Here is a 21,035-nt window from a genome sequence, read left to right as displayed (position 1 = left end):
GTCAATCGTCATACAGTGAAGCGTTTTACTTGATTGGCCAATTCGTCTGAGTTGGACAGCGTTTCTTGAACCGAATGACTGATGCTTCTTGAAATGTCTAAAACCTCTTTTGACATCGTTGACAAGCTAGACAGATTTTCGTTGATTTCATCGGTGACTTTGCTTTGTTGCTCCGTTGCGCTGGCGGTTTGAGCGGTGAAGTCATAAATGCGACCAGCCGATTTTTTGACGACCTCGATAGACTGCATGGTTTCTTGTGAAAGTGAGACACTGTTGTTTGCCATTTTGACGCTTTCAGTAATGGCGGACACCGCATTGTTTACGCCAGCTTGAAGCCCCGATATCATTTCTTGAATGTCTTCGGTCGATGCTTGGGTTTTACTGGCCAATTCACGAACTTCGTCGGCGACCACGGCAAAGCCTCGGCCTTGTTCGCCCGCTCTTGCGGCTTCAATGGCCGCGTTCAACGCCAGCAGATTGGTTTGTTCAGAAATGCCAAGAATGACGTCGAGAACAGAGGCGATGTTGTTAGACCGATCCGAAAGCTTATCAATCACCTGCGCGGCGTTATCGATTTGTTCTGCCAGACTTTGCAGTTGAATGATGGCACTGTCCAACTGCTTGACGCCATTGTCGGCAGAGTGGTTAAGAGCGCTGACTTCTTCTACTGTATGAGCGGCGTTCTGGGCAACATCGCGCGTGGCGCCTCCCATTTCTTCGACCGCGGTGACCACAAAGTCGAGCGCTTGATGCTGACGTTGGCTTAAGGCTTCCGATTGCGTCGCTGCGTCACCGAGTTCATGCATTTCTTGTCGAATGTGCTCGCAGCCATTGCGGACTTCTCGAATCAAACCACCAAGCCGAGATACCAAACCGTCTAATTCTCGGCTCAGCTCACCCGTTTCATCCTGTTTGGTGCTGTTGATTTTACGGGTTAAATCTCCGTCGCCAGAACTGACTTGGCGTACGCCATAAGTCACTTTTTTGATGGCGTTCGAGATGTTTCGCGGCGCAAACCAAGCCAATGCAACGCTGCTAATGAGCACCACAACAGCCAGCACCGCCACCACACTTTTGAAGGTGTCGGCGTAGCTGTCAATGCTGTGTTTTTCGAGCGTTGCGTATTTTTCGATCAGTTCTTCGGAATGATCGTACAAGGCGCGTAAATTAATAAAATCCGTTTGATTCGCCCCAATAAAACGGATCATCGCGGCATTGTGATGGCCTTGTTTTATGGTGTCGAGTACGTCGAGACTGCGACGGTGCCAGCTTTCAAAGTTGACATCAAAGTCTGTGAGAAACTCTTTTATTTCAGGAATGTCATTGGTCAGCTTACGAAATGCCTGCATCCGCTCGAGCGCTTGTTGCGCATTGGATAATACCGCCGCTTCCATTTCTGCATTGATACCTCCCTCTTGCTCAAACACCAACGACGCCAACGCCAAGCGTGATTGGTACAGATCTCTGTCTGCATTTTGTATAAGCGAGGTTCCTTGTGAATATTTCCCTATGCTGTTTTGTAAAAAACTCACGAGTGATTCCGTCGAGATAACTACGCTCAAAAAAATCAACGTCAAAGCACCAAACGCCAAAGTATATCGACCTCGAATGGTCTGCAGTACTTTCATAAAAACCTCACTAAATCCTATTATGTAACGTTAATATTTATGCATTAACCAAGATGCGCTTACATGATTATTTTTATACAGTGAAGCGTTTTACCTGATTGGCCAATTCATCCGAATTGACCAGTGTTTCTTGAACGGAATGACTGATGCGTCGAGAAATTTCTAATACTTCTTTAGACATTGAAGACAAGCTAGAGAGATTCTCATTAATTTCATCGGTTACCTTACTTTGTTCCTCTGTTGCGCTCGCTGTTTGAGCGGTAAAGTCATAAATGCGTCCCGCGGACTCTTTTACCAGCGTAATGGACTCCATGGTTTTTTGTGACAAAGAGACACTGGAACCGGCCATGTTGACGCTTTCCGTGATGGCCGTCACCGCATTACTCACACCAGATTGCAGGTCGTTGATCATTTTTTGAATGTCTTCTGTGGACGCTTGAGTTTTGCTGGCTAACTCGCGCACTTCATCGGCAACCACGGCAAAGCCTCGGCCTTGTTCGCCTGCCCTGGCCGCTTCAATGGCCGCGTTGAGTGCCAATAAATTGGTTTGTTCTGAAATACCAAGAATGACGTCCAAAACGGAGGCAATTTTGTCGGAGCGTTCAGATAACTGAGCGATCACCGACGCGGCATTGTTGATCTGCTTCGCAAGCGTATCCAGTTGATGAATGGCTTTTTCGAGCTGAGCAACGCCTTCGTCTGCGGAATGACTGAGCGATTCGACTTCATCTACTGTACTGGCCGCGTTTTGCGCGACTTCACGGGTTGCGCCGCCCATTTCTTCCACCGCGGTAACAATAAAGTCGAGAGATTGATGCTGACGCTCACTTAACGTTGCCGATTCAGTGGCGGATTCCCCTAAGTCGTGCATTTCTTGTCGAATGTGCACACAGCCATTACGAACTTCGCCAATTAAGCCACCAAGTCGACCCACGAAACCATCCAGTTCGCGGCTTAAGTCGCCGGTTTCATCTTTTTTCGTGCTGTTAATGCGGCGAGTCAAATCACCATCGCCAGCGCTAATTTGGTGGACGCCGTGGGTGACACGTTTAATGGCGTTTGAAATATTACGCGGCGCAAACCACGCCAGAGAAACACTGGCAATGAGAACAATGACCGCCAGAATGGCGACGATGATTTTGAATTCGTTGGCATAAAGGTCAATTCTTTCTTTTTCATGTGCGGCATGGAGCGCAATGAGCTCTTCAGAATGATCGTATAAGGTTCGTAAGTTAATAAAATGCGTTTGGTTTGCGCCGATGAATCGAACCATAGCGGCGTTATGATTACCTTGTTTGACTTCTTCAACTATTTCAAGGCTTCGTGAGTGCCAACTCTCAAAGTTGACATCAAAATCAACTAAAAAATCTTTGATTTCAGGTATATCCGTTGTCAGTCTACGAAACTCCTGCATTCTGTCATGGGCTTGTTGAGCATTGGATAACACGTTTTTTTCAAGAGATGAGTCTGATAACACTTCTTTTGCAAAGACCAGTGAGGCCAAGGCCAAGCGGGACTGATAAAGGTCTCTGTCTGCGTTTTGTACTAAGGAGGTGCCGTGAGCGTATTTGCCTATGCTGTTTTGGAGATAACCCACTAGCGCTTCTGCGGCAATCACAACGACCAAAAATATAACGGCTAAGCTGCCAAAGGCAACAGTGTAGCGTCCTCTTATTGTTTGAAATATACCCATAATCTGTTCCTGATTTATAAGACGTTTTGCATTTCAAAATAACACGCTTTCCTTTGCTATAAATCAGTCTTTTAACCGAGAAAATAATGGATAAGACAATAGCTGCTGTATTAAAAATGGCACCAGATTTCAGAATTCGCAAGGCGGTTTGTAAAGATTTATTGACCGGGTGGTTAATTTTTTTCAGGGAATAAACGGCGTCAATTTATGGAGTGAGGCGAAGCAAAAAAACGATGTGATGCCTTGCGGTTATAGGCAACCGGAGCAGCGCCACCACGCCAGATACAGAGGAAAAACGTGATGAAAAAGAGGCTTTATTGACGGATTAAAATTTTTTTTGAGAAATAGAAATGTACCCATTTAACGCTTCGATTGTTCGGATCCAGCGTTGAATATGCGGGTAATCTGATAAGTCATATGCTCCGCCTTCTTCTGCCTCATGGGTGTAAGGGAACAAACAAATGTCCGCCAGCGTGAGAGTGTTCCCAGTTAAAAAATTCTGTGAACACAAGGCGTCATTCATTTGTTTTAGCGCAGCGTTACCTTGCTGAATTCGATCTGGCAGCATTTGTTTTTTCAGATCGTTCATGGCGTTGTGTGTCAGCCAAAAGCGTGGCGACGCAATGTTGGGTTCGTGGCTGTATTGCTCCCAAAATAACCATTGATGCACCTTGGCTTTTTGGATTAGGTCGGTTGGTAATAACGGGGATTGATGCGCTTCTGCCAAATACAAAAGCACCGCGTTGCTTTCGCTCAAACATTGTCCATTATCCAGCTCTAGAACCGGAATCTTACCGCTTGGATTCATCGCCAAAAAAGCGTCAGTGTGTGTTTCACCTTTTGTGATGTCGTATTCTTTTAACGTGACTTTCAAACCTAAAAAAGCACACAACAAACGGATTTTATAACCGTTACCGGAAGGCAAAAAATCGTGCAGAATCATCATCAGCTCCTTGTGATCTTATGGAATAAACGCGCTTGATGATCTTCTCGTAGTATGCGCTGAGAAAAAAGCCAAATTAATTGATGGCAGGTGTTAGCAATCTTGATGGATCAAACGCATGATTTTAATGAATGCCTGATTCGCCGCCTGTCACCGTATAAAACCGTGCAACCTTTTTCGTCACGTTACCCCAATGAGACGCTTTCACTCTGGCTTGATGCTTCTCAAATGCGGTCTTGTCGATAAACTCTTCGTACACATCGAAGCGTTGTGGATTGTTTGAATCTCGGGTCACAGTGAAAGTGATGCAGCCCGCTTCTTGCTGTGTCAACGTGATGTGATTGGGTAGCTCAGCGAGCACCGCGTAGAGATCTTCCATTGGTACTTCAATGTGGCCGCTTAGGATAACTTGTGACATCAATCTCTCCTATTTCGCCTTGCTATTGGCATTTTTGGTGAGTGACAAGGACCAGTTAAATTTCACCGCGCTGACCGCGAGCAATATCAGTATCACGCCGAGTATTTGGGTTAGGCTGATGTGCGTCGAAAAGGCAAAATGGTCGACAAACAACGCGGTGATCGGATAAATAAACGACAGTAAGGCAATCAAGCTGGTGGGCAATTTTTGAAAACTGTCGTACATGATGATGTACATGAATCCGGTGAGCACGGCGCCAAGAAGCAAGAGGTCGATCCATTGGCTGGTTTGTTTGGGTAAGCTGTCAAAATCCGCGAAGGGCAAGAGCATGAAAATGCCGACAATCACCTGAACCAAGGCCACAAAAGTGGAAGGCACTTGACTGACTTTTTTCGTGACAAGCGTGGTTACCGTGTACAGCATGGCCGCGCCCAAGGCGAGTAACAAGCCGATCAGAGCGGAAGGTTCTGAGGCGTGATTTTCATCGTCCGAGAAAAGCGCGGCGATTTCATTCACGTCCAATTCGACAATTAAGAACAGCCCAGCAAACGCCAACGCCAACCAGAACAATAAGGAACCAGACAATTTTTCGCGAGTTAACAATGCGCCTGTCAGTACCAAAAACAGCGGCTGCATGTGATACGCCACGGTGGCGATGGAAAACGGAATGTAGTTGAACGAGGCAAAAAGAAATACCCAATTCCCGACCAATGTTACGCCGCCTAAAATGATCATTAACAAGACGCTGCGTTGGAAAAACTCACGACGAATGAGCCCAGAATAATACGCGTACCCGCCTAAAATGACAGCGCCAATGACGCAGCGAAAAAACACCACATTCCAAAATGCCTGCCCTGAACTGATAACAAAATAACCGATGGTGCCGGACAATATCATGGCAATTACGAGTTCAATGGTGCCGGTGGTTGTGCTTGAACGCTGCATGGTAAACCCTATATTCCAATTATCAATAAAGCCGTTTTGTGTCGAACTCAATAGTAGCAGAGGTGTTAAATCAAGACCGCTCTTTTGATGTCGTAAGGACGGTAAGTGTGTAAAATACTGAACCATTATCGCCATAACGGTTTGCGCCAAGAGATGAGAGTCCATGAAATCAAATAACCCTTTATTGCTCGACAACCAACTGTGTTTTGCCTTGTATTCGACGTCGTTGGCCATGACGCAATTTTACAAAGAACCGCTTTCCGAGATCGGACTCACGTATCCGCAATACACGGTTATGTTGATTTTATGGGAACAAGACGGCGTGAGTTTGAAGCACATTGGCGATGCGCTTGGGCAGAAATCTGGGGCGCTCACGCCTGTGATTAAACGTATGGAAGTCGATGGTTTGGTACAGCGCTTACGTGGTGTCGAAGACGACCGCAGCCTGAGCATTGCCTTGACCGAAAAAGGTCGACAACTGCGAGAACAAGGCTTGAATGTAAACCGCTGCGTTGCCGAAGCCTGCGGGATTGATTTGGAAGAAGTGGTGGCCTTGCGTGAGCAACTGGTGAAATTAAGAACAAAACTCATTAAATAATGCTTGCGCGATAATGGTTATTGCAATAATATAAATCCAACAGCTCAGGACAACTGAGCTTTTATTTAACCATATAGTTATCGCGATAACTATATGGTGTATTTCTCTCAATCATTCATCACAAAATTAAGGAATCAATCATGCAAGCAATTTACAGCGCAACAGCAACATCCACTGGCGGCCGCGATGGTCGTTCCGTTTCATCTGATAACAAATTGGATCTTTCCCTAAGCACGCCAAAAGAATTGGGCGGCGCGGGTGGTGAAGGCACCAATCCAGAACAGCTTTTTGCCGCTGGTTATTCAGCCTGCTTTATCGGCGCATTGAAGTTGGTAGCGTCACAACAGAAAGTAAAACTGCCAGCAGACGTGAATGTGACAGCGACCATTGGCATTGGCCCAAACACAAAGGGTGAAGGCTTTACCATCAGCGCCGATTTGGACGTGAATATCCCTGGCCTAGACGCCAGCGTGGTAGAGCAACTGGTCAAAGCCGCTCACAAGGTTTGCCCCTATTCAAACGCAACTCGTGGCAACATTGACGTGAATTTCTCCATTAAATAATCACGTTTGGCGTTGGTTATAAGATGTTTAAAAATCCTCTTGGCACGATGTGCCGGGAGGATTTTTTTCGTTTCATGTGAATCAATGCATGAACCGACTACACTCAGGCTTCGTATGATATTGAAAGAGGTGAATCTGCATGACACATCGAAAGCTCGAACCGCATGAAATAGAGCAAGCACTCAAGCAATTAAATACAGAAACGTCACATAACTGGTCGATCGAGGACGAAAAACTCAGTAAGACATTTAAATTTAAAGACTTTCAACACGCGTTTGGTTTCATGACTATGTGCGCTTTGTGTGCTGAAAAACAAGACCATCACCCAGAATGGTTCAATGTTTACAGCACTGTAAAAATCCAGCTAACAACCCACGATGTGTCGGGGATTTCTCGCAAAGATTTTGCGCTCGCCACGCAAATGGACTTATTGGCATCACGCCTTTAGTTGCTGAGAATCGCCACCAACAGCTGACTGGACGTCGGAACGAGCCCAATTTTCAAATTGAACGGCTGAAACACCTTGTTGATGATTTCTGGTGTGTAATTGCCTTTGTCGTTTTCAATTTCAGATAGGGTTTTACGGGAAACTCCCGTTAATGCGGTGTAGGCTTCTTGTCTGAGCCCCAATACTTTTACCCGCAATTCACGCAGCGCATCGCCTTGCGATATTTCATCCAATAACAGGCGTTTGATGACCTGATTAACCGCGATCAGTTGCTCGTCTTTCGTCATCGGAACAAGGCTTTTTGATGCACGTTGTCGACTGGTGCCAGACGTTGTCGGCGCGGTTTTGGTTAGCGCTGTTGGTACGTTTCTAAGGGGGGCTGCGGGTTTAAGCGGCGCGGTCACCCGTTTTTCTGCGACCTGAGCCGAGGGCTCCACGCTTTTCTTTTCTTTGGCGTCTTTTTTCGCTTCTAGCTTAGCTTGTTTTTTCTTTTTGAGTGCTTGTTTCTTTGATTTAGCCTTATGCTTTTTCATCGGCTGAGCACTATCTAATTGTCCTTTCATTTTCATTCTTATCGCCTCCAATCGTTTTTAAGAAAATACGTAAGTATGGAATAAGGGTACAAAGTTAATATGACAGATAAGTAACAGTATTTTTTTTATGGGTTTTGTAATACGTATTTTTTGATTTGTTTCAAATGGTGTTTCTTAAATCCTAAAAAACGAGTGACAACTTTTCCTTTGTTATCAATAAGGTATGAAACAGGCAAGCCTTCTATCTGATAGGGCTCGATTTGAGATGACGCTACTCTTATTAGAATAGGATATTGCACAGGAAATTGCCTAAGAAAACGGCGTGCATCTTCGATGTTTTCGTCCAGATTGACGGCGATAACGACAAAATCATGCTCGATTAGCTCTTTTTGCAGCCGGTTTAACTCAGGCAAAGATTGCCGACAAGGTGCGCACCATGATGCCCAGAAATCGAGAAGAATGGTCTTTCCCGCGTAGTCTTTTAACGAAATTTTGGTCTGCTGCTGGAGATCAGTCCCCGTTATCTTGGGTGCGATTTTATTTTGCCAATCCGCCGTTACAAAAGGTGAGCAAGCAAGCGTCAGGCAAAACCACAATGGCTTAAGGTGATTAATCATGGCAGGAGTTCGTTGGTGTCAATGTACTCATTGTATTTTTCCTCTATGACAAAATCGTGACCGGTTAAATATCGAACAATTCTTATCTCTCCTTTTGTTATCATTTGCTCTATTGTTTGTCATGAAAGTGACAAGAAACTGACCATTGTTTGTCACTTTCTCTCGCTATAGTGGATTAAATTTTTCGAACGCACTTTTCAAGGATTAAGAATATGAACGTGAATTTAGTTGCTAAATCAGTGGTTACTGCGATTGCAGCCAGTGTTATGGGTGGCGCTATGGCGGCGGATGTTGTTCAAAAGAATGACCAGTGGTTCAAGGATGGTCAAGCGACACTGCAACAAAAACTCAACACACCACGAATTAATGGCATGGCGAAAAACGTTATTTTGTTTGTGGGCGATGGCAACGGCGTAACGTCGAACACAGCGATCCGTATTTATAAAGGTCAGAAAGAAGGCGGGACAGGTGAAGAATACGTTTTAAGCTACGAACAATTCCCTAATCTTGCCCTTGCCAAAACCTACAACACAAACGCGCAAACGCCTGACTCTGCCGGTACCGCAAGTGCGTTTTTAACGGGAGTGAAAACCAAAGCAGGCGTGCTGAGCATTTCTGAAAATGTTGATCGTGGCGATTGCCAAGCCGCGCTGAAAAACGAAGTCACCACCATTTTAGAATTGGCAGAACAAGCGGGTAAATCGAGCGGTGTCATCACAACGGCACGCATCACGCACGCCACGCCTGCTGCCGCGTACGCTCACTCTGCCGATCGTAACTACGAAGATGACAGCGCATTGTCAGACGATCAAAAAGCCGCTGGTTGTAAAGACATTGCCTCGCAAGCGATCACATCGAACGTCGATGTTTTGTTCGGTGGCGGCCGTCGTCACTTCATCCCAAAAACCATGAAAGATGGCGAAGGCAAATCGGGCAAACGTACTGACGGTCGTGACCTAACGAAAGAGTGGGTAGGCCAATACAAAAACGCGTCTTATATCTGGAACCAAGCAGGCTTCGACGCGTTAAACACAGAAAAAACAGGCCCAGTACTGGGCTTGTTTAACAGCTCGCACATGGAATACGAAGCAGACCGCGCGAAAGACAAAGGCGGCGAGCCTTCTTTGGCGGAAATGACAGGCAAAGCGATCGACATTCTGGACAACAACAAGAAAGGCTATTTCTTGTTAGTAGAAAGCGGACGTATTGACCACGCTCACCATGAAGGTAACGCGGCGCGTGCATTAGAAGATGGCTCTGCTTTTGCTGATGCGGTTCAAGCGGCCATGGACAAAACATACCAAGAAGACACATTGATCGTTGTGACGGCGGATCATTCTCACACATTGACCATGCAAGGCTATGCGAAACGCGGTAACCCAATTTTGGGCTTGAGCGTTGGTGTTGATGGGAAAGGGCATCCTTCTGATAAGCCAAACCTAGCAGACGATGGCAAACCTTACACTACCCTGAGCTACATCAATGGCCCAGGTGCGGTAAAAGGCGAGCGTGAAAACCTAGCCAACGTGGATGTCACGGATCTGGATTATATCCAACAAGCGCTATTGCCAATGTCGTCTGAATCCCATGCGGGTGAAGACGTTGCAATTTATGCTCGCGGCCCGAAAGCTTGGCTGATGGAAGGGGCTGTTGAACAGAATTACATCTTTCATGTGATGGGTTACGCCGCGGGTCTTGTTAAGTAAATAGACAGACCGACGATGTAAAGAAAGGACGCAAACCTCGTGTTTGCGTCCTTTTTACATTTACGCAAATCAAACCGGAATGACGTTTTCGTGACATTTTAGTGAGCATCCATATGCGTGTATTACTGGCGTTTTTATGTCTTTCCCTAGGCAGCGTGGCCATCGCGGCGGAGCCATTGCACTTTCGTGATTTGTACGGGCGCGGCGGCGACTATTCGGTGATCGCAAAAGAAAAGCAAGGGCAAAAAATTCGTGTCCGGGGCTACATGGCACCACCGCTAAAAGCGCAGGCGGCGTTTTTCGTGTTAACTAAAAGGCCCATGTCTTACTGCCCATTTTGCGAAAGTGAGGCGGATTGGCCGACCGACATCATGCTGGTGAAAACCGATGAAATGGTGGATGTCGTGCCGTATAACCAACCTATTTATGTCACCGGACAATTAGAAATTGGCACACAGGTTGATCCTGATACGGGTTTTTTAAGCAAAGTACGTTTGGTGCATGCCGAGTTTGAAACCGCTCAATAATGTGACTTTTTTCAAAGGATGATTATGTTACAGCTAAAAAATGCAAGTGTGACGCTGGATAAACAGTTGATCTTGTCGCTGGATAACGTTGCGCTGCCGTATGGGCAACTTAATGTTTTGGCGGGGCCGTCGGGCGCGGGTAAATCCACATTTTTACACACGATTTCAGGGCAACTCAAACCGACTCAAGGAGAGGTCTATTGGAAAGATTTCTCACTGGAGGGTCTGAATGAATCCGCTCGATCTCGCTGGAGAAGCCAAAATATTGGCTTTATTTTTCAGGACTTTAACCTGATTCCTTCTTTGTCCGCGTTAGACAATGTATTACTGCAACACAGCTTTTCCCATTGGCGAATCAGCGACGATGTTCGTCAGCTGGCCTTGGCGCTGCTTGAACAATTTGGTGTTCCTAACGTACACAAAAATATCAGTCAATTTTCCCGTGGTGAAAAACAACGCATTGCGTTAGCTCGGGCCTTGGTAGGCCATCCTGAGATTATTTTAGCCGATGAGCCGACGGCTTCGTTGGACCAAGAAAACGCCGACTTTGTGATTCAGCAGCTTAAAGCGCAAGCGGCGCTGGGCAAGTTTGTTCTTGTGGTGAGTCATGATCCTTTAGTGATTAACCAAGCCGCATACACTGTATATTTAGAAAGAGGAGTGATCCAGCATGAATCCATGGATGCTGCTTAAAGCTTGGTATCGCCAATATACGTGGCCTTGTTTGATTTTTATTGCCTTGTTCAGTGTTGCGTTATCTCTCGGTGTGGCGCTGCTGTCGCAAGAACGCGCCATTAAACAAAGCAGTGCGAATGTCTCAGATCAGTTTGATCTCATCATTGGCGCACCGGGTTCCAAAGTCGACCTAGTATTGGACATTGCGTTTTTGCAAACCGGCTTTTTGGAAACCGTGCCGACGCACATTTGGCATGATTTACTGGATGACGAACGCATCGAATGGTTCGCGCCGATCGTCTTGGGCGACGGTTATCACGGCAGTCCAATTGTCGGTACAACACCGCATTTATTGGACTCGCTGTACGGAGCAAAAGCTAACTTCCCCACGATGCATTCTGCCTTTGTGGGCGCCAATGTCGACTTACAAGTCAATGAGGTTTTCCAGCCTCAGCACGGCATGCTGGAAAGCAACGACGAAGAGGACGGTGAGGTTCATACGCATCATGTGGATTATCAGGTCGTTCAGAAATTGCCCGTTACGGGCACGCCGTGGGACAACGCGATTTTAGTCCCAGTGGAAGCCACTTGGGCGGTTCATGGTTTAGGCGATGGTCATGCTGACGACGAGCATGAGCATGAACATGAACATGAAGAAGACGAGCATGATCACGACGGTCTTGAGCATGACGAACACGAAGAATCCATTCATCTTGGCACGTTCGACGCACACGACCCTTTCAAACCCGTGTCCGCGTTTATCGTCAAACCCAACTCGGTGGCCAGTGCATATGGACTGCGCAGCGACTTTAGCAACAGCGAAACACAAGGCGTGTTTCCTGCCGAAGTGATGGTCATGTTGTATGCCTTAATGGGCGACGCGCGGGCATTAATGAGCCAAATCACCCTCATTTGCGAAGCGTTAGTCATGCTGTCTTTGGTGTTCGGCATTGCGGCGTTGTTTGCCTTGTTTAAACGGGAATTTGCGATTTTACGAACCATAGGCGCAACCCGAGGTTATTTGCTTTTGTCGGTGTGGCTGTTTGTGTTTAGCTTGATGGCGGTTGGCTTGTTGTTTGGCATGTTGCTGGTAACACTCGAAGTGCAATGGATCAGCCACATGTTAAGCAGCAAGGTGCAGTTCAACATAAACGCCACATTAGGCGCACAAGATTGGTTATTTGGCTTGGCCATCTTGCTGGTCGGCAGCGTACTGGCGCTCTTGCCTGCCGTGTTTGTGTATCGAGTATCGAACGAAAAACTCATGCAATCTATTTAGCCTTTTCGAGGTTTTCACCTAACGCCGTGCTTTTGTGATCAAGCGCGGCGTTTTTTTGTCCTCGATCCTGTTCTAGGACGCGAGGTGTGGTTTTTTCTCTCATAGTGGATTTTTCAATCATCTAAAGAGGAAAGAGGTCATGACACGATTCGCTTGTTTTATTCTGTTGTTTGCTTGCTGGACGACCAATGTGTCCGCGTATTCGGTGGGTTTTGATCAAACCATTCTGTACGCCAGCAGTGATCGGCCATTAAAAACCAGCCTTTGGTATCCTTCTCAAACCACATTTCCAACCGAGCGAGTCGCGGACAATCCGGCGTTTTTAGGCACCAATGTGGTACGAATCGGCACGCCGCAGAAGGGGACGTTTCCTTTGGTGGTATTGTCGCATGGTTATCGGGGCAATTGGCGTAATCAAAATTGGCTCGCAACACGGTTGGCTGAGCAAGGTTACATTGTCGCATCGCTGGATCACCCCGGTACGACGAGTTTTGATCATTCTGCACAAGCTGCAGCGCAATGGTGGAAACGTGCAGGTGATGTATCGCGCTTGTTAGATTGGTTATTAAACGAGTCTTACTTATTGCCAAATATCGATGCTCACAATATTACCGCTATTGGTCATTCATTGGGTGGCTGGACGGTGATGTTGCTAGCGGGAGCACAATTTGATCGTGACCAGCTGAAGCAAGAATGCAGCCTGAAAGCGAGCCCTCGTGTGTGTGGTTTGATGCCGGAACTGGGCTTAGATAACACTCAAATTGGCGAGCCGAAAGGGAGCTTAAAAGACGAGCGAATTCGTCGAGTGGTCTCGTTGGACTTGGGGTTAGCACGCAGTTTATCGCGTCAAAGTTTACAGGTTTTAAGTACGCCGACATTGATCCTCGCGGCGGGTGTCGACATTGGTGATTTGCCGCAAGCGGAAGAATCTGGCTTTCTCGCCCAATATATTCCTAAAAATCATCGCCAATACATAGTCTACCCAGACGCCGCGCACTTTAGCTTTATGCAGTTGTGTAAACCCGGCGCCATTGAGTTGATTGAAGAGGAAGAGCCGGGCGATGGCATTGTTTGCAAAGACGGTAATGAACGATCTCGGGATGAACTTCATCAAGTGATGTATCGGGACATCATGCACTTTCTCAAAACGTCTTAACGCTTCATGCTCGCGCGCCGAAAGGCGCTCGGTGTTTGTTGTGTGACGCGGGTGAACTCTCGATGGAAGTTCGATTTCGTCTGAAAGCCAGAATCCAAATAGATTTGAGTGATGGCTTTGTCAGTTGAGAGCAGCAGTGTTTTGGCTCGTTCAATGCGGTATTCGTTCACGACTTGCGAGATATTGCGGCCATACATTTGATTGATCGCTGCCGATATTTGGCGTGCAGGAATGCCGGCTTTTCGGGCCAGTCGATCAAGGGTTAAATCTGGATCTAGAAAGGCTTCTTTCGTCGTCAGAAGCACGTCTATCTTGTGCACGATGTCTTTTACATCATCGTCCGTTAAAGGTTGGTGGTGCTTGTCTTTTGGTATATCGATGGCTTCTTCCGTGTCATGACGGTTTGATGTTTCATGGACGGTGGGCGCAACGCTAAGGCTGATCATAATCACGGTGATGGCAAGTATCGGCAAGAGCACAGCATGACCAATAGCCAAAATAACAAGCGCATGATCGCCAGAAAATAACGCGAAATCCACTGCTAAAGCGCCATCAATCATCGCCGACAATAACAACATCGCACCCGCAAGGCGCTCGGCTTTGAGTGCGTTGTTGATGTCCGACAAGCGCACTTGTTCGGGAATCCGTGAGGATTTGAACGACGCCTGTATGAGCGCAAGGCCATAACCCACATACAGCAGCGTCAGAATGGGGTCCAATGGTGGTCGCCAGAATGGATACATTAGTGCGCTGAGGGCGACAAAAACAGGTGGAAGAAAATGCCAAATACGCAATATTTGGCGTTTATGCGCGCTCGAAAAACAATACCAAGCCGTCACCGGAATACACGCCGCAAAGATAGGTTGTAGCAAACGAAAGATCGAATGATCAAAGGTCCAACGCAGACCGACAATCGTTGTCGTCACGGCACATAAGGCGACAAAAACAAACGCCGATTTGGTGCTTTCTTCACGGCGAATGAACAATAAAACCGCCAACATGGATAAGAGTAAGGCAATCACAAAGGGCAAAGGAATGGCGATCATTTAGGCTCCGTTTTGAAAATAGGACTGGGTTTGTTCTTATCATCTTAGCCGACATTATGTCCTATAAAGCCATCGAGGACGTCCTCGATCTTGATTGAGGACGCGGATTTTTTCGTCAACACGTACTTTTTAACAACGATGTCTGTTTCAACCATCAAAGGAGAAAAGTATGAATGGGTATTTAGATGCGTGGAAGCGTTATGCGCAATTTTCAGGAAGAGCGTCACGGGAAGCGTTTTGGCGGTTCTTTTTGGTGAACGTTTTGATCTCTGTGGCGTTTGTTTTTTTGGAGGTTTTCTCTGACATGGCATGGCGAATTGAGGCGCTTTATAGCCTGCTGGTCTTTCTACCAATGTTGTCATTAATCGTTCGCCGATTGCACGACACCAATCGTTCGGCTTGGTGGTTGTGTGTGGTCTTGATCCCAGCGATTGGCTTGCTGATATTGCTTGTTTTATTGGCGTTGCCAAGTGAACCCAATGTCGATTCAGGCCATTATCCACAACAAAGCTCGTCCCATTGAATAGGAGCGTAAAATGAAAACTGTGAATAACTTACCCCACTTATCCACCATGTTATGCTCAATTTTGCTGCTTTTAGCGCTTTTTTCTGCTGAAACAAGCGCAGCAGACATAAAAGCCGTGGTGTACATTGACTCACCCAAAGCCGGTACTTTGTTGCAACTTCGAGGCATTGCGGGAAAAGGCGTACTTATCTTCCAAGAAGCAAGCACGAAACAGAGCCGCGACCTTTGCCTGTCGGCACCGATTCGATTTGCTGCTGGAGACTTTGGCGGCTCGACCGTGGGTATTCAGTCCACGGAGGCCATTCGGTTGGTGATTTATTCGGACAACGTGGCGGAAAAACTCAGCGCGGGCGACGAAGTCGTCAGTGAAGATTATGACATTACCGATCAGAACGACGCGAGATTGGGCGACATAAAGATCGAATCAGGTTTGACGCTGAGTTACGGTTTTGTGCTCAACCCCGGTGAATGGTCTTGGTCGTCGGTATTCGGATTGGATCGTAAAACAGTGGATTGTGAGGCGATGCTGAGTAATAAACGTAAATTAAAAGACGGACTCACTTAAAAAGAGAACCCGTCTGCATGATTGTGTTTATGGCATTGTGTTTATGGCATTGTGGTAATGCGATTACGGCCATTTTCTTTTGACTTATAAAGCGCTTCATCGGCGCGTGTCATCAGCTGATTTTCTGTTTCCCCCGCGCGATATTCTGTCACGCCCATGCTGACGGTGAATTTGGGCAAGCCCAATGTTTGGAAGGTTTCTATTTCGTGACGAAGACGTTCGGCAATCTCGGCGGCGGTGGTTAATCCTTGTTTTGTCAGCAGTAATAGAAACTCTTCTCCGCCCATTCGAAACACCATGTCCGGTTTAACGATGTCTTTTTGGAGCAAATTCGCCAGCTGTTGCAGGACTTTGTCGCCCACTTGGTGACCGTAGTTATCATTGACCTTTTTAAAGTGATCGACATCCAATGAAATAACACTAAAAGGTGTGTTTTGGTCAGAAAGACCGATTAATAATTGGATTTGTTCGGACCATTTATGGCGATTATAGGTGTCGGTCAGCTTGTCTTTGGTGGCCAAGATGATGAGTTGTTGCTCTACTTCTTTGCGGGTATCCATTTCGTCCGACAAACGCGAGATCATCTTTTTGAGGTCGAGTTCCAGCTCGCCCAATTCGTCACTGGGTTTAAAGCTGTCTTCGTCAGGTCTTATTATGGGAACGCCTTGTTCTAATGACGTATGCAGCCGTTCAACTTGCAGATGGATGTTGCGAATTCGGGAGCGAATAACATGCAAAACATACACGGCTAATAACGAACTTAAAATCAATGCGCAAATACCAAGGCTGGTTTCTATCAGCATAAAGCCACGCTGATGCTCTTCAGTGTATTGGGTGCTTTCTTTGGTAAGTTGGCTTATTTGCTCCAAAATAATAACAATATTTTTGTCGAGAGTAGATGCGGTGCTTTCTAAATGTTCCCACATCTCGTCTGGTAACGACCCATTGATTAATAACGCTTTGAGCTGAACTTTAAAATTATTATTGATGTCTGAAAACGCTTTAATTTCATCCAGAATCAATTGATATTCCGCGGGTTTAAATTGGATCGTGTCATTTTCGAAACTCGAGGTAACCAATAATGTGGCGCGGTCGAGTAAACGTGAAATGGCTTGGTGACGGTCAAAAAAGGACTCAATACTGTTTTTTTCGTTATGTCCTTTTTGCATCAAAAGGCGATATCTTTCTACCGAAAGGTGCTGTTGAAGCTGCAACATTTCAACCTGAGTAATGACCTCGGTGAGAGGAATATCAACGTGCGCGACTTCTTTTAATTCGTCATTAATCATTCGAATCTGATAAATGGAATAACCAATCACGATCAACAAAAAACTTAACGACACAGCGAGTATGCTGCCAATTTTTCGGTTAAGTGAGGCATTAACCCAATCAAACATAGTATAAACATCCTGTATTTTTCTGTTTCGTGACCGTGCTAACTGTACTTTATTCTGAGGCATTAAACACAATGCAAGATGAAAAATATTATCAACGGATGTATTTTGTTTTTCCGCATTTCACTGTTTTCTTATTGCAGTATTGATACGCGCTGCCATCACATTCCCTATGAACTGGGTTATGCTAATCGAAGCATGTTTTATTAGGATAAATGACAGGAAGAACTATGTTTTCACATATCTATTACGGTGTTAGTGACTTCGAACGCGCTTATGGTTTTTATAGCAAGCTCATGGCTTGCTTAGGCATCCAAGCGCGATTTTACGACCGAGACAAACCGTGGGCGGGTTGGAACAGCGACAGTGCCGATGGTCGTCCTTTATTTGTCATCAGTAAACCATTCAACGGCCAACCGCACCATGCGGGCAACGGTCAAATGATCGCTTTCACCGCAAAGGATCGAACCACCGTTAACGCGGCTTATGACTTAGCCATCGCAAACGGCGCCACATGTGAAGGTCAACCTGGACTGCGCAACGAATATCACCAAAGTTACTTCGGCGCTTATTTTAGAGATACCGACGGCAACAAGGTGTGTGTTGTGTGTCATGACGCGGAATGAAAATGATGCTTAATAAAATCAAGCAACAAGCAAAAGACATGAAGCGCCATACATTGACAGTGTATTTTGCGATAAAAGATCCTGAGATGCCGTGGTTTACCAAATTGTTCGCCATGCTGGTGGTGGCTTATGCACTTAGCCCGATTGACTTAATTCCGGATTTTATCCCCGTTATTGGCTACTTGGACGATTTGATCATTGTTCCGCTTGGCTTGGCGCTGGTGATACGGCTCACGCCACAACATGTGATAAACACCGCAAAGTTAAAAGCAGACAGCGCCGCTGAGAAACCAGTGAACTACTACACTGGCGCTGTATTTATCCTCATCTGGCTGCTTTTGTTTGGTTACGCCATACACTTTGGTTTCCAGTTTTTTGGTGCAAAATAGAGCGTTCGTCTCAGACCTAGAGCATAAAAATCATCACTATGTGAGTAATACTTAGGGGGGTGTTCTTTTATTGAGTGACATATATTTTCCTAGATACAAAGATTGATAATCTTTGTATCTCTGTTTATATTTCAAACAGGTATACAAAATAGAGGTATCGCGATGCATGTTTCTCTTACCGCTGAGTTAGAGGCTCGAGTAAAAGCCAAAGTTGAAAGCGGCTTATATAACAACGCAAGTGAAGTGATTCGCGAGGCGTTAAGGTTTATGGACACACATGATGAATGGATTAGAGAGATAAAACTCGCCAAATTGAGAGAGCAACTTCAAGTGGGTGCTGACCAAATAAAGCGTGGTGAAAGCCAAGTTATTCATTCTGAGACAGAGCTGGATGCACTGTTTACAAAAATTAAAGGATAAATTGCGCAATGAAGGGATTCGCATTAGAGATATCCGCCATAGCTCAGAAGGATTTAGAGCATATTTATCAATATAGCCTATCTGAATGGGGTGTTCATCGAGCCTCGCACTACCTTTCGGCCATTCAGTCTAAATTAATTGAATTGTCAGACAATCCAAAAATGGGTCAAGAAAGGCCTGATTTACTGACCAATACACGTATTGTTTTTGTTGGCAGCCACATCATTTTTTATCTTATCACTGAACAAAGATTGGAAATATTACGTGTATTACATGAGAGACAAGACCAGATTAACTATTTTGAGCAATGACGTAATTTGAGCTTTTTTAAATCACCTTTGTTCTGAATTGGGAAATAGAAGAGATCTATATGGACATCAGATTTAAGTCTATTGATATTGGGACTCATTTTTTTGAATGTGTTGCATTCAGACGAGATGCTTATTTTTGTAGCTTCGGAACGGATGTTGGTTTTGAAAATTCAATCATTGGTTACGAAGCTCTGTTACGGCAAAACACGTTAGAAAAAGGTTGGTATTACTTTCATATCTGGCACAAAAGCCAGCTTATTGGTCAGTTGGAGTTTCGATCTTTTTCTAGGTCTGTTGGTACAGGTTATGTTCAATTAATCTATTTGATCCCTGAATATCGAGGTTTAGGCTTAGGAACTAAACTGCAAGAACTCATCCGCACTCAATTGAGAGATGCTGGTTGTAGCAAAGCAATGCTTTGTGTCAGTAGGGCTAACGAGACTGCTTTACGTCACTATAAACGCTCAGGTTGGGAGTATTTATTCCCTAATCCAAAAGGTAAAAACATGGATTTTTATCAAATAGATTTGTAGGAAATAGGCTAACAACAGCCAAGGCATTTTGACGTATTTGCCAGTGTTACAATGATGCCTAGACTGTGTTCCATTATTGGTTCTTGTACCTTAAAGCACTGCCCCCATAAATTGTTTCAGTTCATCGGTTTGTGGGTTGGACAAGATGGTTTTTGGATCGCCTTGTTCCCAGACTTTGCCTTGGTGCATGAAGACGACTCGGCTGCCGACGTCGCGGGCGAAGTTCATTTCATGGGTGACAAGCACTAAGGTCATGCCTTCTTCTGCCAGTTGCTCTAATACTTTTAATACTTCGCCGACCAATTCAGGGTCGAGGGCAGAGGTAATTTCGTCACACAGCAAAACTTTAGGTGACATCGCCAAAGCGCGAGCGATGGCAACACGTTGCTGCTGACCGCCAGAAAGCTTTTCTGGGAAGCTGTCGAATTTTTCTGCGAGTCCCACTTTTTCCAGCATGGCGCGAGCCGTCGCTTCAGCTTCGGCTTTGCTTTTCTTCAACACAATTGTCGGTGCGAGCATGACGTTTTCGCCCACCGTCATGTGCGGGAATAAGTTGAAGTTTTGAAAGATCATACCGACGCTAAGCGCAAGACGACGCACCTGAATGTCTTCTGTGGTGACTTCTTTACCGTCAACGGTAATGCCGCCTTCTTGGTATTGTTCCAAGCCATTGATGCAGCGCAATAGCGTACTTTTGCCAGAGCCACTTTTTCCTATGATGGAAATGACTTCGCCTGCTTTGATGTCGAGATCAATGCCCTTGAGCACATGCAGATCGCCATAGTATTTATGGACTTGATGTAGGTTAACGAGAGACATTGAATTTTTTCTCCAGATGCTTGCTGTACAAAGACAGTGGATAACAAAGCATGAAATAAATAAGTGCGACGAGCGTGAATATTTTGAAGGGTTCAAAGGTGGCGTTGTTTAACATGGTGCCGACTTTAGTCAGTTCGACAAAGCCAATCACTGAGGCCAACGCGGTACCTTTAATCACCTGTACTGAAAAGCCGACAGTTGGGGCGGTCGCGACACGAATCGCTTGTGGCAAGATAATAAAGCGCAAAGTTTGTAAGAAGCTCAAGCCCAAACAACGGCTGGCTTCCCATTGACCTTTCGGCAGCGTGTCGATACAGCCACGCCAGATTTCCACCAAGAAAGCGCTGGTGAAAAACGTCAGCGACAAAATCGCCGCGCCCCAAGCGGATATTTCATAACCCAGCATGGACAAGCCAAAGAAGCACAAGAACATCTGCATCAGCAATGGCGTGCCTTGAAACAGTTCCACATAAACACGCACGATACGTTGCATGGCAGGGTTACGTGTTAAACGCATGGCGGTTAATGTTAATGCGACAGCGGTGCCACCGATAAACGCCGCCAGTGATAATAAAATCGTCCATTGTGTCGCAAACAATAGGTTGCGCAAAATGTCGTAGTTAGAAAATTCGATCATTGAGTGTCTCTCATTTTGCTGCTCATCCTCTTTCCTTTCA

General features: G+C 45.8%; 26 protein-coding genes. 15 read left to right on the top strand and 11 right to left on the bottom strand.

The features are described from left to right. Positions 1–8: 8 nt before the first annotated feature. From D104_RS27380 to D104_RS27360, 5 genes are all read right to left on the bottom strand, one after another. A complete protein-coding gene (locus D104_RS27380) occupies positions 9–1,628 on the bottom strand; it encodes a methyl-accepting chemotaxis protein (protein WP_024023852.1) in 1,620 nt (539 codons plus the stop codon). Between the two features lie 73 nt (positions 1,629–1,701). Continuing rightward, complete coding sequence (locus tag D104_RS27375) at positions 1,702–3,321, bottom strand: methyl-accepting chemotaxis protein (RefSeq protein ID WP_024023851.1); 1,620 nt, start codon at positions 3,319–3,321, stop codon at positions 1,702–1,704. Between the two features lie 325 nt (positions 3,322–3,646). After that, on the bottom strand, positions 3,647–4,267 hold the full coding sequence (locus D104_RS27370) for a glutathione S-transferase family protein (protein WP_031214757.1): 621 nt from the start codon (positions 4,265–4,267) through the stop codon (positions 3,647–3,649). 121 nt (positions 4,268–4,388) lie between these two features. Beyond that, a complete protein-coding gene (locus D104_RS27365) occupies positions 4,389–4,682 on the bottom strand; it encodes a putative quinol monooxygenase (protein ID WP_024023849.1) in 294 nt (97 codons plus the stop codon). A gap of 9 nt (positions 4,683–4,691) precedes the next feature. After that, the gene (locus D104_RS27360) at positions 4,692–5,792 is read right to left on the bottom strand and encodes a DMT family transporter (RefSeq protein ID WP_024023848.1); all 1,101 of its coding nucleotides are present in this window, start codon (positions 5,790–5,792) and stop codon (positions 4,692–4,694) included. Between D104_RS27360 and D104_RS27355 the strand changes: the two genes are divergently transcribed. The 3 genes from D104_RS27355 (at position 5,791) to D104_RS27345 (ending at position 7,236) form a co-directional block, all read left to right on the top strand. Further along, a complete protein-coding gene (locus D104_RS27355; RefSeq protein ID WP_024023847.1) occupies positions 5,791–6,225 on the top strand; it encodes a MarR family winged helix-turn-helix transcriptional regulator in 435 nt (144 codons plus the stop codon). The genes D104_RS27360 and D104_RS27355 overlap by 2 nt on opposite strands. Positions 6,226–6,365: 140 nt before the next feature. Then, entirely contained in the window at positions 6,366–6,788 is a 423-nt protein-coding gene (locus D104_RS27350; protein ID WP_024023846.1) for an organic hydroperoxide resistance protein, read from the top strand. A gap of 139 nt (positions 6,789–6,927) precedes the next feature. Further along, a complete protein-coding gene (locus tag D104_RS27345) occupies positions 6,928–7,236 on the top strand; it encodes a 4a-hydroxytetrahydrobiopterin dehydratase (RefSeq protein WP_024023845.1) in 309 nt (102 codons plus the stop codon). Here D104_RS27345 and D104_RS36990 read toward each other — a convergent pair. Next, positions 7,233–7,805 (bottom strand): helix-turn-helix transcriptional regulator, encoded by a 573-nt coding sequence (locus tag D104_RS36990; protein ID WP_024023844.1) that lies wholly within the window; start codon positions 7,803–7,805, stop codon positions 7,233–7,235. The two genes, D104_RS27345 and D104_RS36990, sit on opposite strands and share 4 nt — an antisense overlap. An 89-nt stretch (positions 7,806–7,894) precedes the next feature. Then, entirely contained in the window at positions 7,895–8,386 is a 492-nt protein-coding gene (locus D104_RS27340) for a TlpA family protein disulfide reductase (RefSeq protein ID WP_024023843.1), read from the bottom strand. 212 nt (positions 8,387–8,598) lie between these two features. On the opposite strand from D104_RS27340, the gene D104_RS27335 reads away from it, so the two are divergent. The 5 genes from D104_RS27335 to D104_RS27315 all read left to right on the top strand — a co-directional run bounded on the left by D104_RS27335 (position 8,599) and on the right by D104_RS27315 (position 13,729). Then, positions 8,599–10,092, top strand: coding sequence for an alkaline phosphatase (locus D104_RS27335; RefSeq protein WP_024023841.1), 1,494 nt, complete (start codon positions 8,599–8,601; stop codon positions 10,090–10,092). Positions 10,093–10,205: 113 nt separating this feature from the next. Continuing rightward, positions 10,206–10,619, top strand: a complete 414-nt coding sequence (locus D104_RS27330) for a hypothetical protein (RefSeq protein WP_024023840.1) — start codon at positions 10,206–10,208, stop codon at positions 10,617–10,619. Between the two features lie 24 nt (positions 10,620–10,643). After that, positions 10,644–11,312, top strand: a complete 669-nt coding sequence (locus D104_RS27325; protein WP_051997749.1) for an ABC transporter ATP-binding protein — start codon at positions 10,644–10,646, stop codon at positions 11,310–11,312. Continuing rightward, positions 11,290–12,573 carry an FtsX-like permease family protein gene (locus tag D104_RS27320; protein WP_024023838.1) on the top strand — a complete coding sequence of 428 codons (1,284 nt, stop codon included), beginning with the start codon at positions 11,290–11,292 and terminating at the stop codon, positions 12,571–12,573. Before D104_RS27325 ends, D104_RS27320 begins: the two co-directional genes overlap by 23 nt. A gap of 139 nt (positions 12,574–12,712) precedes the next feature. Then, positions 12,713–13,729: an alpha/beta hydrolase family protein gene (locus D104_RS27315; RefSeq protein WP_024023836.1), complete on the top strand. Its 1,017-nt coding sequence runs from the start codon at positions 12,713–12,715 to the stop codon at positions 13,727–13,729. Here D104_RS27315 and D104_RS27310 read toward each other — a convergent pair. Further along, complete coding sequence (locus tag D104_RS27310) at positions 13,726–14,775, bottom strand: helix-turn-helix domain-containing protein (protein WP_024023835.1); 1,050 nt, start codon at positions 14,773–14,775, stop codon at positions 13,726–13,728. The genes D104_RS27315 and D104_RS27310 overlap by 4 nt on opposite strands. Before the next feature lie 169 nt (positions 14,776–14,944). On the opposite strand from D104_RS27310, the gene D104_RS27305 reads away from it, so the two are divergent. Next, positions 14,945–15,298, top strand: a complete 354-nt coding sequence (locus D104_RS27305; protein ID WP_024023834.1) for a DUF805 domain-containing protein — start codon at positions 14,945–14,947, stop codon at positions 15,296–15,298. A gap of 13 nt (positions 15,299–15,311) precedes the next feature. Continuing rightward, complete coding sequence (locus D104_RS27300) at positions 15,312–15,866, top strand: hypothetical protein (protein WP_024023833.1); 555 nt, start codon at positions 15,312–15,314, stop codon at positions 15,864–15,866. A gap of 41 nt (positions 15,867–15,907) precedes the next feature. Here D104_RS27300 and D104_RS36985 read toward each other — a convergent pair whose 3' ends face one another. Continuing rightward, the gene (locus D104_RS36985; RefSeq protein ID WP_024023832.1) at positions 15,908–17,263 is read right to left on the bottom strand and encodes a GGDEF domain-containing protein; all 1,356 of its coding nucleotides are present in this window, start codon (positions 17,261–17,263) and stop codon (positions 15,908–15,910) included. A 227-nt stretch (positions 17,264–17,490) separates the two neighbouring features. Between D104_RS36985 and D104_RS27290 the strand changes: the two genes are divergently transcribed. The 5 genes from D104_RS27290 to D104_RS27270 all read left to right on the top strand — a co-directional run bounded on the left by D104_RS27290 (position 17,491) and on the right by D104_RS27270 (position 19,539). Beyond that, on the top strand, positions 17,491–17,886 hold the full coding sequence (locus D104_RS27290) for a VOC family protein (protein ID WP_024023831.1): 396 nt from the start codon (positions 17,491–17,493) through the stop codon (positions 17,884–17,886). A gap of 2 nt (positions 17,887–17,888) precedes the next feature. Further along, positions 17,889–18,275, top strand: a complete 387-nt coding sequence (locus tag D104_RS37680; RefSeq protein WP_407635739.1) for a YkvA family protein — start codon at positions 17,889–17,891, stop codon at positions 18,273–18,275. Between the two features lie 162 nt (positions 18,276–18,437). Beyond that, a complete protein-coding gene (locus D104_RS27280; RefSeq protein ID WP_024023829.1) occupies positions 18,438–18,695 on the top strand; it encodes a type II toxin-antitoxin system ParD family antitoxin in 258 nt (85 codons plus the stop codon). A gap of 8 nt (positions 18,696–18,703) precedes the next feature. Further along, positions 18,704–19,006, top strand: coding sequence for a type II toxin-antitoxin system RelE/ParE family toxin (locus tag D104_RS27275; protein WP_024023828.1), 303 nt, complete (start codon positions 18,704–18,706; stop codon positions 19,004–19,006). A 59-nt stretch (positions 19,007–19,065) separates the two neighbouring features. Continuing rightward, positions 19,066–19,539, top strand: coding sequence for a GNAT family N-acetyltransferase (locus D104_RS27270; protein ID WP_024023827.1), 474 nt, complete (start codon positions 19,066–19,068; stop codon positions 19,537–19,539). Between the two features lie 90 nt (positions 19,540–19,629). Here the strand turns inward: D104_RS27270 and D104_RS27265 are convergent, their stop codons facing one another. Beyond that, complete coding sequence (locus D104_RS27265) at positions 19,630–20,358, bottom strand: amino acid ABC transporter ATP-binding protein (RefSeq protein ID WP_024023826.1); 729 nt, start codon at positions 20,356–20,358, stop codon at positions 19,630–19,632. Then, complete coding sequence (locus tag D104_RS27260; RefSeq protein ID WP_024023825.1) at positions 20,345–20,995, bottom strand: amino acid ABC transporter permease; 651 nt, start codon at positions 20,993–20,995, stop codon at positions 20,345–20,347. The genes D104_RS27265 and D104_RS27260 overlap by 14 nt, the downstream gene beginning before the upstream one ends. Between the last annotated feature and the right edge of the window lie 40 nt (positions 20,996–21,035).

Source organism: Marinomonas profundimaris (assembly GCF_000508165.1).
GTDB classification, from domain to species: domain Bacteria; phylum Pseudomonadota; class Gammaproteobacteria; order Pseudomonadales; family Marinomonadaceae; genus Marinomonas; species Marinomonas profundimaris.
The sequence above is the reverse complement of the archived record's forward strand: the minus strand, read 5'-3'. Positions and strand labels throughout refer to the sequence as shown.

Excerpts from the sequence above, each read along its gene's own strand:
- D104_RS27350 (WP_024023846.1), top strand. The coding sequence starts at position 6,366 with ATGCAAGCAATTTACAGCGCAACAGCAACATCCACTGGCGGCCGCGAT.
- D104_RS27360 (WP_024023848.1), bottom strand. The coding sequence starts at position 5,792 with ATGGACTCTCATCTCTTGGCGCAAACCGTTATGGCGATAATGGTTCAG.
- D104_RS27260 (WP_024023825.1), bottom strand. The coding sequence starts at position 20,995 with ATGATCGAATTTTCTAACTACGACATTTTGCGCAACCTATTGTTTGCG.
- D104_RS37680 (WP_407635739.1), top strand. The coding sequence starts at position 17,889 with ATGATGCTTAATAAAATCAAGCAACAAGCAAAAGACATGAAGCGCCAT.
- D104_RS27375 (WP_024023851.1), bottom strand. The coding sequence starts at position 3,321 with ATGGGTATATTTCAAACAATAAGAGGACGCTACACTGTTGCCTTTGGC.
- D104_RS27340 (WP_024023843.1), bottom strand. The coding sequence starts at position 8,386 with ATGATTAATCACCTTAAGCCATTGTGGTTTTGCCTGACGCTTGCTTGC.
- D104_RS27305 (WP_024023834.1), top strand. The coding sequence starts at position 14,945 with ATGAATGGGTATTTAGATGCGTGGAAGCGTTATGCGCAATTTTCAGGA.
- D104_RS27280 (WP_024023829.1), top strand. The coding sequence starts at position 18,438 with ATGCATGTTTCTCTTACCGCTGAGTTAGAGGCTCGAGTAAAAGCCAAA.
- D104_RS27310 (WP_024023835.1), bottom strand. The coding sequence starts at position 14,775 with ATGATCGCCATTCCTTTGCCCTTTGTGATTGCCTTACTCTTATCCATG.
- D104_RS36985 (WP_024023832.1), bottom strand. The coding sequence starts at position 17,263 with ATGTTTGATTGGGTTAATGCCTCACTTAACCGAAAAATTGGCAGCATA.
- D104_RS27355 (WP_024023847.1), top strand. The coding sequence starts at position 5,791 with ATGAAATCAAATAACCCTTTATTGCTCGACAACCAACTGTGTTTTGCC.
- D104_RS27365 (WP_024023849.1), bottom strand. The coding sequence starts at position 4,682 with ATGTCACAAGTTATCCTAAGCGGCCACATTGAAGTACCAATGGAAGAT.
- D104_RS27320 (WP_024023838.1), top strand. The coding sequence starts at position 11,290 with ATGAATCCATGGATGCTGCTTAAAGCTTGGTATCGCCAATATACGTGG.
- D104_RS27325 (WP_051997749.1), top strand. The coding sequence starts at position 10,644 with ATGTTACAGCTAAAAAATGCAAGTGTGACGCTGGATAAACAGTTGATC.
- D104_RS27335 (WP_024023841.1), top strand. The coding sequence starts at position 8,599 with ATGAACGTGAATTTAGTTGCTAAATCAGTGGTTACTGCGATTGCAGCC.
- D104_RS27330 (WP_024023840.1), top strand. The coding sequence starts at position 10,206 with ATGCGTGTATTACTGGCGTTTTTATGTCTTTCCCTAGGCAGCGTGGCC.
- D104_RS27300 (WP_024023833.1), top strand. The coding sequence starts at position 15,312 with ATGAAAACTGTGAATAACTTACCCCACTTATCCACCATGTTATGCTCA.
- D104_RS27315 (WP_024023836.1), top strand. The coding sequence starts at position 12,713 with ATGACACGATTCGCTTGTTTTATTCTGTTGTTTGCTTGCTGGACGACC.
- D104_RS27290 (WP_024023831.1), top strand. The coding sequence starts at position 17,491 with ATGTTTTCACATATCTATTACGGTGTTAGTGACTTCGAACGCGCTTAT.
- D104_RS27265 (WP_024023826.1), bottom strand. The coding sequence starts at position 20,358 with ATGTCTCTCGTTAACCTACATCAAGTCCATAAATACTATGGCGATCTG.
- D104_RS27275 (WP_024023828.1), top strand. The coding sequence starts at position 18,704 with ATGAAGGGATTCGCATTAGAGATATCCGCCATAGCTCAGAAGGATTTA.
- D104_RS27270 (WP_024023827.1), top strand. The coding sequence starts at position 19,066 with ATGGACATCAGATTTAAGTCTATTGATATTGGGACTCATTTTTTTGAA.
- D104_RS36990 (WP_024023844.1), bottom strand. The coding sequence starts at position 7,805 with ATGAAAATGAAAGGACAATTAGATAGTGCTCAGCCGATGAAAAAGCAT.
- D104_RS27345 (WP_024023845.1), top strand. The coding sequence starts at position 6,928 with ATGACACATCGAAAGCTCGAACCGCATGAAATAGAGCAAGCACTCAAG.
- D104_RS27380 (WP_024023852.1), bottom strand. The coding sequence starts at position 1,628 with ATGAAAGTACTGCAGACCATTCGAGGTCGATATACTTTGGCGTTTGGT.
- D104_RS27370 (WP_031214757.1), bottom strand. The coding sequence starts at position 4,267 with ATGATGATTCTGCACGATTTTTTGCCTTCCGGTAACGGTTATAAAATC.